Source organism: Bacteroidota bacterium, from assembly GCA_039821555.1.
In the GTDB taxonomy this organism is placed as follows: Bacteria; Bacteroidota; Rhodothermia; order Rhodothermales; family Rubricoccaceae; genus JBCBEX01.
The window spans coordinates 353,941-370,849 of the sequence record JBCBNX010000001.1 but is presented as its reverse complement, the minus strand read 5'-3'; the positions used below and the strand labels follow the sequence as shown (position 1 = coordinate 370,849).

At 66.2% G+C, this 16,909-nt stretch carries 11 protein-coding genes; 7 read left to right on the top strand and 4 right to left on the bottom strand.

Annotation, left to right across the window (positions count from 1 at the left end; all coding sequences use genetic code 11):
* Nucleotides 1-76: 76 nt before the first annotated feature.
* Together AAFU51_01500 and AAFU51_01495 are read right to left on the bottom strand one after the other, a co-directional pair.
* Nucleotides 77-1,147, bottom strand: a complete 1,071-nt coding sequence (locus AAFU51_01500) for a bifunctional phosphoglucose/phosphomannose isomerase (GenBank protein ID MEO1569919.1) — start codon at nt 1,145-1,147, stop codon at nt 77-79.
* Nucleotides 1,148-1,263: 116 nt separating this feature from the next.
* Nucleotides 1,264-3,636 carry an ATP-binding protein gene (locus AAFU51_01495; protein MEO1569918.1) on the bottom strand — a complete coding sequence of 791 codons (2,373 nt, stop codon included), beginning with the start codon at nt 3,634-3,636 and terminating at the stop codon, nt 1,264-1,266.
* Between the two features lie 150 nt (nt 3,637-3,786).
* Here AAFU51_01495 and serS point away from each other — a divergent pair, with 150 nt between their 5' ends.
* The 3 genes from serS to AAFU51_01480 all read left to right on the top strand — a co-directional run bounded on the left by serS (nt 3,787) and on the right by AAFU51_01480 (nt 8,438).
* Entirely contained in the window at nt 3,787-5,082 is a 1,296-nt protein-coding gene (gene serS, locus AAFU51_01490) for a serine--tRNA ligase (GenBank protein ID MEO1569917.1), read from the top strand.
* A 168-nt stretch (nt 5,083-5,250) separates the two neighbouring features.
* A complete protein-coding gene (locus tag AAFU51_01485) occupies nt 5,251-6,729 on the top strand; it encodes a DUF1800 domain-containing protein (GenBank protein ID MEO1569916.1) in 1,479 nt (492 codons plus the stop codon).
* Between the two features lie 65 nt (nt 6,730-6,794).
* Nucleotides 6,795-8,438: a DUF1501 domain-containing protein gene (locus AAFU51_01480; protein ID MEO1569915.1), complete on the top strand. Its 1,644-nt coding sequence runs from the start codon at nt 6,795-6,797 to the stop codon at nt 8,436-8,438.
* A gap of 18 nt (nt 8,439-8,456) precedes the next feature.
* Here the strand turns inward: AAFU51_01480 and AAFU51_01475 are convergent, their stop codons facing one another.
* Entirely contained in the window at nt 8,457-9,914 is a 1,458-nt protein-coding gene (locus AAFU51_01475; GenBank protein ID MEO1569914.1) for an ATP-binding protein, read from the bottom strand.
* A gap of 105 nt (nt 9,915-10,019) precedes the next feature.
* Nucleotides 10,020-11,456, bottom strand: coding sequence for an L-serine ammonia-lyase (locus AAFU51_01470; protein MEO1569913.1), 1,437 nt, complete (start codon nt 11,454-11,456; stop codon nt 10,020-10,022).
* A gap of 224 nt (nt 11,457-11,680) precedes the next feature.
* Between AAFU51_01470 and AAFU51_01465 the strand changes: the two genes are divergently transcribed.
* The 4 genes from AAFU51_01465 (at nt 11,681) to AAFU51_01450 (ending at nt 16,864) form a co-directional block, all read left to right on the top strand.
* Nucleotides 11,681-13,978 carry a right-handed parallel beta-helix repeat-containing protein gene (locus AAFU51_01465; protein ID MEO1569912.1) on the top strand — a complete coding sequence of 766 codons (2,298 nt, stop codon included), beginning with the start codon at nt 11,681-11,683 and terminating at the stop codon, nt 13,976-13,978.
* A gap of 122 nt (nt 13,979-14,100) precedes the next feature.
* Nucleotides 14,101-15,027 (top strand): heme o synthase, encoded by a 927-nt coding sequence (cyoE, locus tag AAFU51_01460; GenBank protein MEO1569911.1) that lies wholly within the window; start codon nt 14,101-14,103, stop codon nt 15,025-15,027.
* Nucleotides 15,028-15,073: 46 nt separating this feature from the next.
* The gene (locus AAFU51_01455; protein MEO1569910.1) at nt 15,074-16,042 is read left to right on the top strand and encodes an ABC transporter ATP-binding protein; all 969 of its coding nucleotides are present in this window, start codon (nt 15,074-15,076) and stop codon (nt 16,040-16,042) included.
* Between the two features lie 42 nt (nt 16,043-16,084).
* Nucleotides 16,085-16,864 (top strand): ABC transporter permease, encoded by a 780-nt coding sequence (locus AAFU51_01450; protein ID MEO1569909.1) that lies wholly within the window; start codon nt 16,085-16,087, stop codon nt 16,862-16,864.
* The last annotated feature ends 45 nt before the right edge of the window (nt 16,865-16,909 follow it).

Below are 16,909 nucleotides of genomic sequence, written 5' to 3'. Positions count from 1 at the left end.
AAGCACCCCGAAACCTGTCGGCCTACGCTTGAAATCAGGATGGTGCGGACGTGTGCGCCCCCCACACCGCCCGTCCTTACTGCTCAGTCAGCGTTTTCTTGAGTTGCTGGATCGTGTCCACCGGCGTCGGGTCGACGCCCTGGAGCATCGCGAGCCAAAAGGAGACGAAATCGCCAAGTTGGAGCAGAGAGAACATGCGGCCGAGGCGCGTTGAGCCGTCGGCTGAGGCCTCGTTCCACGACGCCACACTGTCGCCGAGCAAGCCTTGCGTGATCGTCATGCGCTTCTGGATCTGCGCGTGATCGCTCTCGTCGCGAAGCACCACGACAGCCATTTGCTGCGAAATCGACACAGGGGCCGCCTCGAAGCCCATGATTTCGTTGTGGTTGAGCTCGGCAAAGAGATTGCCCACTGCCGGCGCCTTTGCGTTCTCATGGATTTGGGTGCGCCAGCGGAGGTTGACCGCCTCCAGAAAACCCGTACCGCTGTAGATCACAGCCAGCTTGCCATAGAGCACCTCCGCGAGATCGAACGCGGCGTTGCCGTCGGTGTCGGCCATGCGTTCCGCGCGCGCGCTGGCTTCGCTGAGGGCGGCGTCGAGAGCGGCATCGGGCAGGTCGGTCATGCCCAAGGCGCGCGCAAGACGAAGCAGCACCGAGAACGAGTACCCGAGTGCAGCGCGGGGCTGCAAGCCGCCCGGCACAACAACGTGGGCGAGGTTGTGGGCCTTTGCCTCGTCAAGGAGCGTCCCGCCTGTGGTGACGCAGAGTACGGTCGCGCCGCGATCGAGGGCCTGGCGGAAGGCCGAGAGGGTCTCCTCGGTACCGCCGGAGTAGCTCGACGCTACGACGAGCGTCTTCGGCCCCACAAACGCGGGAAGTTCATAGCCCCGGACCACCGACATGGGCACCGGACTGGTCGCCTCGCAATAGGTTCGTGTGAGGTCGCCACCGATGGCTGATCCGCCCATGCCGCACACAACGACCGCGTCGAAGTCGGTGGCCGACCAGCTAAGGCCTTCTACGGAAGCGGCCCGGGTCCAGCCTTCGCGGAAGTGGTCAGGAAAGGCACACACAGCCCCGAGCATATCGTCGGGGTCGAGGCGGTCGAGGGCAGCGGCGAGGTCGAACGTTGTCGTGGATTCCATCGGAGAGAGACAGAGGCGAGAGCGCGGGTAAGCGAAGCCAGCCAGAGAGCCGGGTCGTAGTGGTGGGGCAATCTACGTGCCCGTAGCCCCAGATCGCGTTCACCTGGCTGCCTCCGTCAACCGGAACGCGCCGCCAGCGTCTCCTGGACAACCTCCTGCACGCGTGCCGTCGTGAACGGCTTGCCGAGATAGCCGTCGAAGCCGCAGCGCAGGAACCGCTCGCGGTCGCCCGGCATCGCGTAGGCCGTCACCGCCAGGATCGGCGTGTTCTCGTACCCCGAAAGGTCCCGTAGGGCGTTGAGCACGTCCACCCCGTCGCGTTTCGCCCCGAGGTTTACGTCCATGAGCACGAGGTCGTACGCGTGGAGCTGTGCCAGACGCAACGCGTCGGTCTCGCTCGCCACGGCGTCGAGACGGTAGTGCGGGCCGAGGGCATAGTGCAGCATGCGCTGTGCATCCGCACTGTCCTCCACAGCAAGCACGCGGGCTTCCGAGGCGTCCTCGGCACCGACCTCCCCTCCACGTTGTCCCTGTCGGTCGTCGTTCACGGGTGCGATCTGTGGCTCTCCCTCCACGCTCGGGAAGGTGACCGTAAACGTAGCGCCCGCCCCACGCACGCTTTCCACGTCGATGGTTCCCTCCATGAGCTCGACGAGCCCGCGCGTGATGGCGAGGCCGAGGCCGCTCCCTTCGTGCGTGCGTGCGATGCCCGTAGACTCCTGGGAAAAGCCTTCAAAGATGAAGGGCAAGAAGCTCGGACTGATCCCGATGCCCGAATCGCGCACGGCGATGTGCACCCCTCCGTCGCGCTCTGACAGCGTCACCTCGACGCCACCCATTTCGGTGAAGCGGATAGCGTTGTCGAGCAGGCTAGCCATGACACGCTGAAACAGCGTGGGGTCGAGGATGGCTCGGGCCGATCGTTCGGGCATGTTCAGCTTTACGACCAGCCCTTTCTCGTCGGCGGCGGCAGCGTGCAACCGAATCGCCTCGCGCACCTCGCGACCAACGTCGAGGTCGGCGGCGCGCACCTCCATGATCCCTGCCTCCAACGTGGCGAGGTCCAATATGCCATTCAGCAGTCGGAGAAGACGGGTCCCGCTCCGTTCGATCACGCTCACCATCTCGCGCTGCTCGTCCTGAGCCGACTCCGCCAGCAACGCCGAGAAGCCAATGATGCCGGTCAGCGGTGTCCGGAATTCATGGCTCATGTTCGACAGGAAGCTCGCGCGGAGCTGCATCATGGCCTCGGCCTGTTCGCGTGCGGCGACGAGTTCGCGCTCGCGCCGGTGCTGCTCGGTAAGGTCGCGAAGGCTGCACCGGATGAGCGGGGGCGCCTGGCTGAGTGGGCTGAGTCGCAGTTCGCAGACGATGTCGCCCCCCTCCGCGTCGCGGCAGGTCCATTCTTCCGTGAGCGCATGCTGGCTGGCCTGCTGCAGCAGCATCGTCAACCGATCTGCAGAGACGACGCCACCGGGCTGCCAGGGCGGGCTGATGATGTCGAGCGGCTGTCCCAGAAGCGATTCGGTAGCGCGGCCGAGTAGTGCTCCGGCGTTCTGGTTAGCCTGCACGATGCGCCCTTTATCGAGGTCCACGACGAGGATGGCTTCCGGCGCCGTCTCGACGAGGGCTCGGTGGAGTCGGTCCTTGGTGCGCGCCTCGCCCTCGGCAGCACGCTGCGCGGTAAGGTCGATCCCGATCAGGTGCGCGGCGTCGCCGTTGTCGTATTTGTGCGCCACCACCATCAGGTGACGTGCCACCCCGCCGATGGAAGGTGCGAGGTCGCACGTCGCCTGCTCCTCGTCGCCCGCGAAAAACTCCCGGAGGAACGCCTCCAGGGTGTGCCCAGCGCCGAGGAAGTCGATGGGTTGGTTGATGAATTCGCCCGGTGACAAATCGAAGAGCGCCGCAAGCTGCTCGTTCACTTCGAGGTAGCGAAGGTCGCGGCTCACACGCGAGATGGTGCCGGGCAGCCCTCGCATGAGCGACCGCAGCCGGTCGTGTGTGCTGCGGAGATCGTCGGTGGCGTGGTGCAGTGCGGTGACGTCCTCTGCGGCGCCGTAGACGCGCTCGGTGACCCCGGCGCGTGCCACCGGCTGTGCCCAAAACCGGATCCAGCGGACGCCCTGACTGGGCGTCACGATCCGGATCTCTCCGTCGATGCGCTGACCCGCACGGAGGTCGCGGGCGAAGCCTTGCGCTTTCGACTCGTCCTCCGCAAAGATGTAGCGGCAGACGTCGCCATCGCCTTCTTCGAATTCAAGGAGGCGCTGAAGCGCGGGATTCACCCACCGCAGGCTTAGCTGGCCCTGATCGTGCGTGTGGAGGTCGAAGGCCAGCCCCGGTGTCAGCTCCGAGACGGCGCGGTAGCGCGCCCGCTCCTGCCGGAGCCATTCAACCTCACTGCGGAGTTGGTGGAGCTCGTCCGAGGGAAGCCGCACGGCACCAGAGGCGCCGAGCCGAGCTGTGGCAGCGAACTCAGGAAGCATACCTGAAAGAGATGGGGTGAGCGAGGCGCTGCGAGAAAACAGCGGACTGACGGGGTACACTGCATTTATCGTCCGTTGCGCCGCCCGCTTAAGGACGAACCACGCGACGACTGAGTATCTTGCCTGCTCTCTTCTCCGACCTCCCAGCGCATGCTCGATCCCGCTTTCGTCCGCCAGCATCCTGACCGCGTTCGTACCGCCATGCGAGACAAGCGCGCAGGCGACCCGGCCCTCGTCGATGCGTTCCTGGCAAGTGACGCAGAACGCCGGGAGTCGCAGACGGCTTTGCAGGACGTGCAGCAGCGGCTCAACGAGACGAGCCGCCAGATCGGCCCGCTCATGAAAGCGGGAAAGCGCGAGGAAGCCGCGCCATTGCTCGCGCAGTCCAACGAGCTCAAAGCCCAGAAAAAGGCCCTCGAAGACGCCGCTCGTGTTGCTGGCGAGGCCCAGCAGCGGCTCATGCTGGAGTTGCCCAACGTCCCACATGAGAGCGTTCCTGTGGGCGCGACCGATGAGGACAACGTCGTGGTGGCCGAGGTCGGGCAGAAGCCCGACTTCAGCGCCTTCAGTGGGGACTTTCAGCCGCTGCCGCACTGGGAGTTGCTCGACAAGCACGGCCTCGTCGATTTCGAGCGGGGCGCGAAGGTGGCCGGTGCAGGCTTTCCCTTCTACATCGGGCAAGGCGCACGCCTGCAGCGGGCGCTCATCCAGTTCTTCCTCGACCAAGCCGTTGCGCACGGCTACATCGAGATGCAGCCGCCGCTCGTCATCAACGAGGCTTCGGGCATTGGGACTGGTCAGATTCCCGACAAAGAAGCCATGATGTACGAGGCCGAGCGCGACGGCCTGTTCCTCATCCCCACGGCCGAGGTGCCCGTCACCAATTTCTACCGCGACGAGATCTTCGACGCGGACGCATTGCCGGTAAAGTACGTCGCCTACACCCCGTGCTTTCGCCGCGAGGCGGGCTCCTACGGCAAGGACGTGCGCGGCCTCAACCGGCTCCACCAGTTTGACAAGGTAGAACTCGTTCAGTTTGTGCGGCCCGAGGACAGCTACGACGCCCTCGAAGCACTACGCCAGGACGCGGAGCGGGTGCTCGACCTGCTCGAACTTCCCTTCCGACGCCTCCTGATGTGCACGGGCGATATGGGCTTCACACAGGCCAAGAAGTACGACCTCGAGGTGTGGAGCGCGGGGCAGGCCCGCTGGCTCGAAGTGTCGTCGGTGTCGAACTTCGAAGCGTTTCAGGCGCGGCGGGCGCTGATCCGCTATCGCCGCGAGTCCGGGGCCAAGCCCGAGCCGATCCACACACTCAACGGCTCTGGGCTTGCGCTCCCACGCATCGTGGCGGCGCTTCTGGAGAATGGCCAGCAGCCCAACGGCACCATACGCCTGCCCGAGGTGCTCCACGCATACACCGGGTTTGCCACAATCGGAGCATAGGTCTGCTCGCGAGCGGTCCGCACCGTGCAAACGGCTCAGGTTTTCCTGCCAGGAACGTCACACGAGCGTTCCATCGAGCAGCGTCAAAGCCCGCCCAGCGAAGACGGTGGGAGGTTTGATCGGAGGTCTATGTCCCCGCTTCTCTCGCCCCCATAATGGCATCCCGCCATGGACCGCCGCTCGTTCCTAATTCGTCGTCCTGCTACCCCGGCCCTGTCGCCGATGCCCGCGGGCTCGCTCGCTCCGTTTTCCTCGACGGCTGACGCGCCGTGGGACGAGCGCCGGATACGCCACCTCCTCCGCCGGACCGGCTTTGGCGCGACCGTGCTCGACGTGGACGCGTTTCGGTCTTCGTCGGCGCAAAACGCCGTCTCCCAGGTCCTCGATGCCGGGCGTCGGGCGCCCCTGCTGACGACCCCCGACTGGGCTGAACTCGACCGCCCCGAGCGCGGCACGTCGGCCTACAGCCAGTACACGTCCGACAACCGACGCTGGCGGCGCGAATTCGAGCTCGACCTGCTGAGCAGCTACTTCGCGCCGACGCTGCGCGACAAGCTGACGGTGTTCTGGCAGAACCACTTCGTCGCGTCCGTCTTTCGCTACGACCTCGCGCGGCACGCCTTCGTCTATGTGCAGACCATCCGCACGCATGCGCTGGGCAACTTCAAGCAGTTCGTGTTCGACATGGGCCTCACGCCTGCGATGCTGATCTTCCTCGACGGGATCAGCAACGCGGTAGGCATGCCGAATGAGAACTACGCTCGCGAGTTGATGGAGCTGTTCACGATGGGCCTCGAAGGCCCCGACGGGTCGCCCCACTACACGCAGGACGACGTGCGTGAACTCGCCCGGGCGCTCACCGGCTGGACCGTCGACCCGCGCACGCTCGTCGCCGAGTTTGACCCGGCCCGCCACGACAATGGCGCGAAGACGCTCTTTGGCCGCACGGACCAGTTTGACTATGCGAGCGCGATCGATTGGCTGTTCGAGGCCCGTGCGGACGCGATTGCACACTACGTCTGCACGCGGCTCTACGAAGCCTTTGTCGCGGCACCGGCCAACCCTGCCCACGTCGAAACGCTCGCCGCGCAGTTCAAGACTGACTGGGCCATCGACCCTATTGTCGAGCGCCTCCTGCGGAGCGAAGCCTTCTTCGACGCTGGCGTGATCGGCGCACAGGTCTCCGATGCGGTGTCGTTCCTGATCGGCCGCTATCGGGAGACCGGCACCAGCGCGTTGCCGGAGAGCCAACTCGGCAAGCTCAGCCTTCAGCTGGAGCGGCTGGAGCAGCCTTACTTCCAGCCGCCTAACGTCGGTGGTTGGCCGCGCGGACGCGGCTGGCTGACAACCGACTCCCTCCCGAGGCGGTGGACATTGACCGCGCAGAACATGAGCGGTGTGCTCGCCAACGTGCAGGCGCTCGCGCTGACCCTCCCCGACCCGTTCGATGCCCAGACTCTCGCCGTTGATCTCGCGCGTCACCTGCTCGCGGTACCACTCAGCGAAGCGGACGAGCGCGTGCTCGGAGACATCCTCTTGGGAGGCCTGCCCTCGTATGAGTGGAATCCGTCCGACATGGGCGTCCGCCCCCGTTACCTCGCGCTGCTGAGCCACCTCGCCGAGCTTCCCGAATTCCAGCTGACGTAGACGCCTGCTGACCTGCTCGACCGCCTGCTCGATCGCCCTGCACCCAGCCGCTTGCCTCCACACCCATGTGCGACCATCATTCCCTCCATCGCCCCCGCGCCATCGCGCTAGAGGACGGGCACGCGCATGACGCTGACCACCGCATCTGGACGCGGCGCGACTTCCTCGTACGCTCTGGACTCGCGGCCACGGCAGGCGGCATGCTGCTCGGCGGCACCCCGGTACGGACGCTCGCGCAAACGCCCTTTTTGCACCACCTCGCCGGGCTCGAAACCGACCGCGTCCTCGTCCTGATCCAGCTCAACGGGGGCAATGACGGCCTTAACACCATCGTCCCAGTCTCGAACGACCTCTACTACCAGGCGCGCCCCACGCTCGCGATCCCACAGGCGAGCACGCTTCAGCTAACTGATGATTTCGGGCTCAACGCCGAGCTTGGTGCGCTAGAGGAACTCTGGGGCGACGGCAAGATGGCCGTCGTTCAGGGGGTTGGCTACCCTGACCACAACCTCTCGCACTTCCGCTCGACAGACATCGTCGCGACGGCGGACACGGAGTCAGGCACGACCGGCTGGATGGGCCGCGGCCTGCTGGAGGAGTTTCCTGACTACGAGACGAATCCGCCCCCGGCGCCGCCCGCCGTGCAGATTGGCGCGTCCGTGCCCGTGCTTTTCCAGGCGGAGAGCACCAACCTGGCGATGACGTTCGCCAACGCCCAGGCCGTCGAGCGCGTCGCTTCCGGCGTGGCGGCTTATGACCCGGACGATGTTCCGGCGACCCGCTTCGGCGAGGAACTCGCTTTCGTCCGGGCCCTGGCGAACGCATCCGTTATCTACCGAGAGGTCATCCAGCAGGCGTATGAAGCGGGAGCATCGGCCAATGCGCCGGACTACGGCCCGCTCTACGAGATGCCGAAGTCGCTCGCAGCCACGGCACGGCTTATCAAAGGACGCCTCGGCGCGCGCGTCTACCTCGTCTCGCTGGACGGCTTCGACACGCACGCGCGTCAGGCCAACGTGCACACGTTTCTGCTGCGGGCGCTCGGCCAAGCGGTCGACGCTTTCATGAACGACCTCCGCGCCTCCGGCGACGCTGAGCGCGTGGTGGTGATGACGTTCTCCGAATTTGGCCGCCGGCTCGCGGAGAATGGCTCGGGGGGGACAGACCACGGCACAGCCGCACCAACCGTCGTCGTGGGCGACTCTGTGAACGGGGGGATGTTTGGCGGCTTCCCAGACCTCACGGCGCTGGACGACAAAGGCAATCCGGCCAATACCACAGACTTTCGCGCGCTCTATGCGACCTTGCTGGAGCGCTGGCTCGGCCTCAGCGCCGACGCCACTGCGGACGTGCTTGGCGGGACCTATGAGGCCCTCGGCTTCCTCGACGCCGACGCATCGCCGCCCGACCCGACGCCGCCGCCTGACCCGACACCGGAGTTCGTCCGCTACTCATCAGCCTTCCCCAACCCGTTCCGCCAGCGCTCGTCGCTCGCGTTCTCGCTGGAAGAGGCCACCGACGTTGACGTGGCGCTCTACGACACCGCCGGCCGGCGGCTGCGCACGCTTAAACGTGGCGTTCTCGACGCGGGGCGCCACCCCATCACGGTCGAGGGGTCGGGGCTCGCCGCAGGGACCTACTTCGTGCGCCTGGTCGCCTTCACGCAGCCGCTTCGGACCGAGCATACGTGGACGGTGTCGCGCGCTTGACGCAGTCGCCCTCGCTGATCACGCAGCTGGCGACACTGTTGCGTGGCTTGGCAACGTGATCACGAAGCACGTCCCCTCGTCTAGGATGCTCTCGACGGTCAGCGCGCCGCTATATCCTTGGACGACGATGTCGTGGGCGAGCGACAGGCCGAGTCCGGTCCCTTCGCCCGTCGGCTTCGTGGTAAAGAACGGTTCGAAGATGTTGGCCTGAACCGACTCCGGGATACCCGACCCGTTGTCTTCGATACGGATCTCTACGTGCTTGCCCGCTCTGACCGTGGACACAGACACTGCGGGCGTGTACGACGCGTCTGCGGAAGCGGCCCGCTCTCGGGTCGCGTCGAATGCGTTGTCGAGGAGGTTGGCGAGCACACTCCCGAGTTCGCGATGGGCGACGAGCACGTCGCCCGCCTCTTCTGCGAAGCTCCAGTCTAGCGTCACATCGAAATCGGGGTGCTGGGCGCGCAGGCTGTGGTAGGCAATCTCGGCATATTCCCGAACGAGCGGGTTGAGTGCCACCGCCGCACGCGTGCCCTCCCCGCCCCGGGCCAACTCCATCATGCGCCGCACGATGGCATCCACCCGCCGTCCGTGCTTGTCGATCTTTGCCGCACACGCCTTGAGGTCGGCGAGCAAGGCTGAGCGCTCGTCGGGATCGCTTTCAGCTTCGAGCTCGGCGACGAGCTCCTGCGAGAGCCCCGCGAAGTTGGTGACGAAGTTGAGCGGGTTTTTGATCTCGTGCGCGATCCCGGCGGTGAGTTGCCCGAGCGACGCCATCTTTTCGCTCTGGACGAGCTGCGCCTGCGTGCTTTGCAGGTGATCGAGCGCATTCGTGAGCTCCGTGTTGGCGACGTGGAGCTCCTCGCCCCGAGCTTCGAGGCGGCGCGTCTGCCAATAGACTCGACGCGCGTACCGCTCCAGCGTGTAGCTGGCGGCCATCCCGACCACGTTCGCAACGAGCAGTGCCGCGCCCTGCTCCAAGACGTCGAGCCCCGTGGCGACAGGATGCATGGACAACTGAGCGAGGTACGCTGCCGAGATTACGGCGCCCACGAGCGCCGCATGCACGAAGCGCATGCGGATAAGGACATGCACGAAGAACAGCAGCACGATGATGCCTGGGTGGGTGGAGAGCGTCCCAGCGAGCCCCCAGTACCAGCCCACGGCCACCAACCCGAGCCCCGTGACGAGGCTTGCCAGCGCCACGACTGGCGTGAACAGCCGTTGCGCTCGCCTCGCGAACAGCACCGAAACGATGCCCACGAGTGTGACCGCGGTCCCAATGCGGAGGCCCCACAGCGTGCCCGCGTACTCGGGCGCTACCCGGGCGTCCACGAGGCCGTAGGGCACAAGCATCCCGACGCCGAGCAGCAGCAACCATCGCACCTGCCGCCCCATGCGGGTCGTGTAGCCCGTCCAGAACGCACGCTCGGTCGCGGCGTCGGCGAACTGAAGGGTCAACGGATGCAGGCGCATGGCATCCATGAGCGCGGCGATGCGGGTCGGACAATCGGAATGCTCCCAAGGAAGCAATGGTACCCCCTCTGGCGCAAGACGACGACGGACGCTACTACGTGGTCATCAACACTCGGCGATCCGCACCGATACGTTCACCGCCAGGCCGCCCTGCGAGGTCTCCTTGTAGCGATCGCTCATGTCAGCGGCGGTCTGCCGCATCGTCTCGATCACCTCGTCAAGCGTCACCTTCGCCTGGGTGGGGTCTCCTTCGAGAGCAAGCTCGGCCGCGTTGATCGCCTTCACGGCGCCCATCGTGTTGCGCTCGATGCAGGGGACTTGCACGAGGCCGCCTATGGGGTCGCACGTGAGTCCAAGGTGATGCTCCATCGCGATCTCGGCGGCCATGAGCGCTTGGGGGACAGTAGCACCACGCGCCTCGGCGAGCGCCGCCGCCGCCATCGCACTCGACACGCCGACCTCGGCTTGGCAGCCGCCCATGGCCGCGGAAATGGTCGCCCCTTTTTTGAACAGCGTGCCGACTTCCCCGGCCACCATCAGAAAGTCGAAGAGCGCGGCCTCGGACACTGGTTCCTCGGCGAAGCACACGTGGTAGAGCAGCACCGCGGGGATAACGCCCGCGGCGCCGTTGGTAGGGGCTGTGACCACACGCCCGAGGTTGGCATTCTCTTCGTTGATGGCGAGGGCGAATGCGCTGACCCACCTGAGCACCTGTTGAAAGCTCCACGTTCGAGACCGGATCGCCGCGATCCACTCCTCGGCATGGACGTAGGGTCGTGGCTCGCCCGCTCCCAGCCCGAAAAGCGTCCGGTTGAGCCTCGCCGCACGGCGCTGTACGCCCAGACCTCCGGGCAACGTCCCCTCGGTATGGCACCCGCGGTAGGCGCCGTCGCGCATCACGTGCCAGATTTGGCGCAGCCGAGCCTCCACCTCGGATAAGGACCGCCAAGCCTGTTCGTTGGCGCGTACCATCTCGGCGAGCTTCAAGCCGTCACGGGTGCAGTGTCCCAACACGTCAAGGGGTCTACGCCCGGGGTAAGGAAGGCTCACCTCAGCTCCGCTATCCTCCGTCTCTCCCGCCTTGACCACGAATCCGCCTCCCACGGAATAGTACACCGACGCGCAGGTGCGATCACCAGCTGCGGCCGTACACCGCATTCCGTTCGCGTGCCCTGCGAGGCGCTCGGCCTTGTTGTAGGCGATGTCGGACACAGGGTCGAAGGGGATCGCAGGGGCCCCGCCCAGACTGATTCGTTGGTGGCTATGGAGGTCGGCGATGAGGGACGGGATGCGCTCGACAGGCACCGTTTCCGGATCCAACCCGAGGAGCGCCAGGCAGAGTGCCTGGTCAGTACAGTGGCCGCGGCCGGTGAGCGCGAGCGATCCATACAGGTCGATGTGTACGCGCTCGACCGTGTGGAGCGGCATCTCCTCGGCGAGTTCGCCGAGCCAGCGCTGAACGGCCCGCCACGGGCCCAGCGTGTGTGAACTCGACGGTCCGACGCCGACCTTGAGCATGTCGAAAACGCTAAGGGCTGGCATGGCCGAGGGACCGGATGGGGACGAAAGGCTGTGGCAGTGCTGAGCAGCATGGAACGTACGCTGCGACGGCCTCACTGCGCGGGCTTGGTGTTGAAACGAGCGTTTTCAACAGCCCTCAATGCCACGCAGCGGGACCGTCTTGTGTAGGGCATAGCCCCAGAAGTATGCTAGGCCTTTCGTTTGTCGGGAGGCGTCTGCCCTCCCTGTTGGCTGTCCCCTCCGCCATGCGCTTGTCTCTGTACGAGGTCCCCCTTCGTGTCCTGGTCGTGCTGGTCACGGTCCTGGCTGTCACGTCAGCCAACGCCCAACTCTACGTCGCTCCAGACGCAGAGCCTGATGGCGATGGCTCGGCGGCACGTCCCTTTGCGTCGATCACCGAGGCTGCGACCCGGGCCCGCCCCGGCGACACGATCCTCCTGCGCCGCGGCGTCTACTACCAAGCCATCTTCCCGAGCGTAAGCGGCACGGCCGAGGCGCCGATCGCCTTCCAGCCCGCCCCGGGCGCCGAGGGCCTCGTGGTCATTTCCGGTGCAACGCCGATCCCGGACGGCTGGACGAAAGAGGGCGACACCTGGATCTGGCGCTGGACCGAGAGCGGTCTCGCGGAACGGGGCATCCCTTGGCCGTCGATGGGCTATCCGCCTTTCAACACCGACGAGAACGGCAACCCGCTGGCCAACCCCATCGCGGAAGCGCACGTCATGAATCGCCTCCTCCTCGTCGCGCAATCGGGCGAGCCGGTCTCAGGTGCGCTGGCTGACGAGGGCCCCGCGGGCGTGGCGCTCTGGGATGGACACCCCCTTCTCCCCGTCGCCACACGCGCCGACGTCAGCGCGAGCATGGCTGACCCTGGCATGCAGCGCTTCGGCTCATATTTCGCCGAGTTTGACCCCGTCACCGGCGAGCCTACGCTCTACGTCCAGTTCCACCGCGCGATGAACGACCGGCCGCTCACGGACATCCGCCCGATGCTCGGCGTCCGCCCGTCTGGCTTTCAGCCTGACGTAGATGCCGGGGCCGAATTCCTGTTCCAGCGCTGTGGCTCGCCGGACTCGCCGGGCCACTTTCTCGTGCGCGACCTCATCTTCCGGCACACGAACAACTACCCCACGCAAGGCTCCATCTGCCCCGGGAGCGCAGGCTCTCGCTTCGAATATGTCACCACGGAGTTCCACCCGGCCATCGGCTTCCAGATGGGTGCCGACCGGACAAATGCCGGTAGCGGACACTTCGTGGAGCACAGCGTCGCGCAGTACAACGGTCAGATCGGCTTCGAGGGCGTCTGCAACGACTGCTATTTCATCGACAACACGGTCCGCTACAACAACGCACGGGGCTACGACATCGGCTGGGAAGCGGGGGGCATGAAGCTCGTCTTCTCGTCGCGCAACCTTGTCCGTCGGCTCCGCGCCGAGGGCAACCGGGGGCCTGGCCTGTGGTTCGACACGGACGCCTTCGACAACGTCGTCGAGGGCAGCTACTTCCTCGGCAACTGGTTCGCGGGCGTCTTTCTCGAACTCAACGCGCAGCACAACCTCGTCCAGCACAACGTCGTCGCGCGCACCGTCCGGCCGAGCGTCTTCGCCACCGATGCCTCGGGCTCAGGCCTCCTGCTCCAGGCCGTCTCGAACAACGCCCTCGTCTGGAATACTATCGTCAACAACGAGGGCAACGGGCTCTACATCCGCGACCTCGCCGAGGTTGACGATCAGGTCCACAACTCACGGGTGGACAACAACCTTATCCTTGGCAACGCGACCCTCTCAAACAGGCCCGACCTCGGGTTCATCGGCGGCGAGGGCTACGAGATCCAGCTCGAAAGCCGCCGGCTAGCCGTCGTGCGCACCAACACGCTGCGGGGCAACCACATCCTGTCGCACGAGGGGGATCCGGCCGACGCCTCGCACGCAGCGTTCGCTATCGCCGCCCTCGACCAAGACTGGATCTTTGGCACAACCAACGACCTCGACCAGTGGCGCTCGACGATGGGCACGGATGCCTCGGACGCGAATGCGCTGCTCCCCTGGGACGATGCGGCCTACGACGATCTCTGGCAACCTGACGCGTGGGGGCGCTATACCTTCGACGCAGACCCGCGCACGGCGCTCGATGCACCGCCGTGTGCACGCGCCGACTGCCTACCCAGCTGCTATGCCTATGCCGGGGCCAACCCCGACGCCGTCCGCACGACGTTGTTCGATGCCGACGACGCGGACGAGGCCTGCGCGCGCCTGACCGACACGGACGCGCCGCCGCGACCCACGACTGCCCTCACGCTCGGAGCACCCTACCCCAACCCCTCAGCCGGCCTCGTCCGGGTCGACCTCGCGCTACCCGCTGGGGCCGAGGCTCGCCTCGACGTGCTCGACGTGCTTGGCCGGGTCGTTCGGACACTGGCAGCGGTGGCTGAACCGAGCGTCGCGGTGGACCTACGCGGACTCCCTCCTGGGTTCTACGCGCTTCGCCTAGAGGATGCGCGCACCGGCGCCGTCCGCACGACGCCGGTGGTGGTGATCCGGTAGCCGTCTTCAGGGCTAGGGCATCTTCGCACGGCCCGCGCGGGGTTCTCCCGGTTTCTTGACGGAACGCGTTCGAGAGATAGCGTTTGATTGCACGGTTCACTCCCACCCCACTTGGCCCGCCCATGAGCGTCCGCGCGAAGGTCCTGCCCGCACCTGACACGAGCTTGTCCGATGCTCGGACAACGTTGCTGGACCTGAAGGAACTGCTCAAGCCCGGCATCTCGCTTTTCGTGGTCGTCGTGGCCGCGGCGAGCTACCTCGTTGGCTTGGGAGCCACGCCTATCGACATGAGCACGCTCGTGGCCCTGCTCGTTGGTGTGTTTCTGACCGCAGGCGGCAGCGGTGCGCTCAACCACCTCATCGAGCGGAAGCACGACGCGCAGATGCGTCGCACGCGGGACCGACCGCTGCCCGGCGAGCGCCTCGGTCTCGGATTCGTGGCCGCATACGGCACGGCGCTCGACCTCGTGGGCCTGAGCATCCTCTGCATCTGGGTGAACCACCTCACGGCAGGCCTTGCGTTGATGACGTCGCTGGGCTACCTCTTCGTCTACACGCCGCTGAAACGGCGCTCGGCCTGGAACACCATCGTGGGTGCCGTGCCAGGCGCGCTGCCGGCGCTCGGTGGCTACGCTGCCGCGACCAATGGGATGGGGGCCGGGGGCTGGGCCCTCTTCTCTGTCATCTTCCTTTGGCAACTGCCGCACTTCTACGCGCTCGCGTGGATGTACCGCGAGGACTACGAGCGCGGCGGCTTCCGCATGCTCCCTGGACTCGACCCGACCGGCACGACGACGGCGACCGCGGCACTGGGGGCCACCCTCCTTCTCCTCGTAGCAGGCGTTGTCCCTACGGCACTCGGACTGACCGGCTGGGTCTACTTCTTCGGCATGCTCGCGCTGGGCGTCTGGTTCACCATCCCCGCGTTTGCGTTCTTTCGCGAGCCGTCCAATCGCAGCGCGAAGCACCTCCTGCTCGCCTCGATCCTCTACGTGCCGGTGTTTTTCACCTTCGTGGTCGTCGACTACTTGCTCCGCTTGTATCTCTAGGCGGTGCTCGATGTCGTGACGAGATCCACGTACGTCCTGTGCACGCATGATCCAGCCCCGACCTGCTGCCGATCGCTCGGCGTCCCCGGCGTTCGAGGCCACTGACCTCGTCTATCGGTACAGTGATCACACGGCCCTCGATGGGCTGACCTTCTCGGTCCCAGCGGGCTCCACCTTCGGCCTCCTCGGACCCAACGGAAGCGGCAAGACGACGCTGTTTCGGATCGTCTCGACATTGCTGCGACCGCTTACTGGCACGGCGGCCGTCCACCAGCACGATTGCGCAAACCAGCCGGGCGACGTCCGGCGGATGCTTGGCGTGATCTTCCAACAGCCCGCTCTCGACGCGGAATTGACGATCACCGAGAACCTACGCGTGCATGCGGCGCTCGTCGGCATCCCCCGCGACGAAGCGGACGGGCGCATCCACGCGATCCTGGACCAGTTCGACCTCGTGAGCCGGGCCGATGACCGCGTCAAGACGCTCTCGGGAGGCCTTGCCCGACGCGCGGACCTCGCTCGGGGATTTCTCCACCGCCCCAAACTGCTCCTCCTCGACGAGCCGACGACGGGCCTCGACCCCATCGCGCGGCGCGACCTCTGGGACGCCCTCGCCCGACTGCAACGCTTGGAGGGAACGACGCTCCTCATCGCCACGCATTTGATGGACGAGGCCGAGCGCTGCGACGAGGTCCTGATCCTCGACCGAGGTCGTGCCGTCGCGCAGGGAAGCCCCGAGTCACTCCGCGCGACCCTCGGTACGGAAGCTCTCTGGCTGGACTCGGACGACGCCGACAAGCTCGCCGACCTGCTTACCGATCGCCTGGGCCTCACCGCGCACGTGCTAGGCCGCCGCGTCCTCGTCGATCACGACGACCCCGCTTCGATGATCAGCCGGATCTACGAGGCCGCGGGCGACCGCATCGTGGCGGCGACCGTCCGGCGCCCCACGCTGGAAGACGTGTTCGTCGCACGAACGGGTGAACGCCCTGCTTTTTCGGTCGCTGCTTTTTAACTCCGTCGGCACCTGCTCTCCCCCGAACGTCAGACCACCTTCATGTACCGAGTCGTCCGCGCGCTGTGGCAGCGTGAGATTCAGAAGTTCCTCCGCGACCGCGCGCGCATCGTCGGGGCGCTCGTGCAGCCGCTCGCGTTCTGGGTGCTGCTCGGCCTCGGCTTCTACGACTCGTTCCAGATGCCCGGCGGCGGCGACGTGTCGTATCTGGAGTACCTCTTCCCCGGCATCGTCGCGCTGATTTTGCTGTTCACGGCCATTTTCTCAACGATCTACATCGTGGAAGAGCGGCAGACGGGCCTGTTGCAGGCGGCCCTCGTGGCGCCTGTGTCGCGCCTCTCGATTGTCCTGGGTAACCTGGCTGGCGGTGTCACGCTCGCGCTGGCCGAGGCGCTGTTGTTTCTGCTGCTAGCGCCCCTCGTCGGCCTGACGCCGAGCGTGGTCGGCCTGCTAGTGATCGTGCTCGCCAGCGTTTCGATGGCGACGGCGTTCACGGCCCTCGGCTTCACCATCGCCTGGCGGCTCGACACGACACGCGGCTTCCACGCGATCATGAATCTGGTGCTGCTCCCGATGTGGATCCTCTCGGGCGCCTTCTTCCCGCCGGAGGGCGTGCCGATGGCGGTCCGCTGGGTGATGTACCTCAACCCTGCCTTCTACGGTGTGGCGGCCCTTCGCGATGGCCTGTACCTGCCCGATGCCGCCCCGAGCGCGGCCGGGCTTCCGACAAGTCTCGCGCTCGGCTTATCCGTCGCGTTTGCTGCGGCGATGGTCGGCCTCGCCGTATGGACGGTGCAGCGACGCTCCACCGTCGCCGCCTGACGCTCGGAAGAAGCCAAGAACGCGGATCGTGCGTCCTCGCGATGG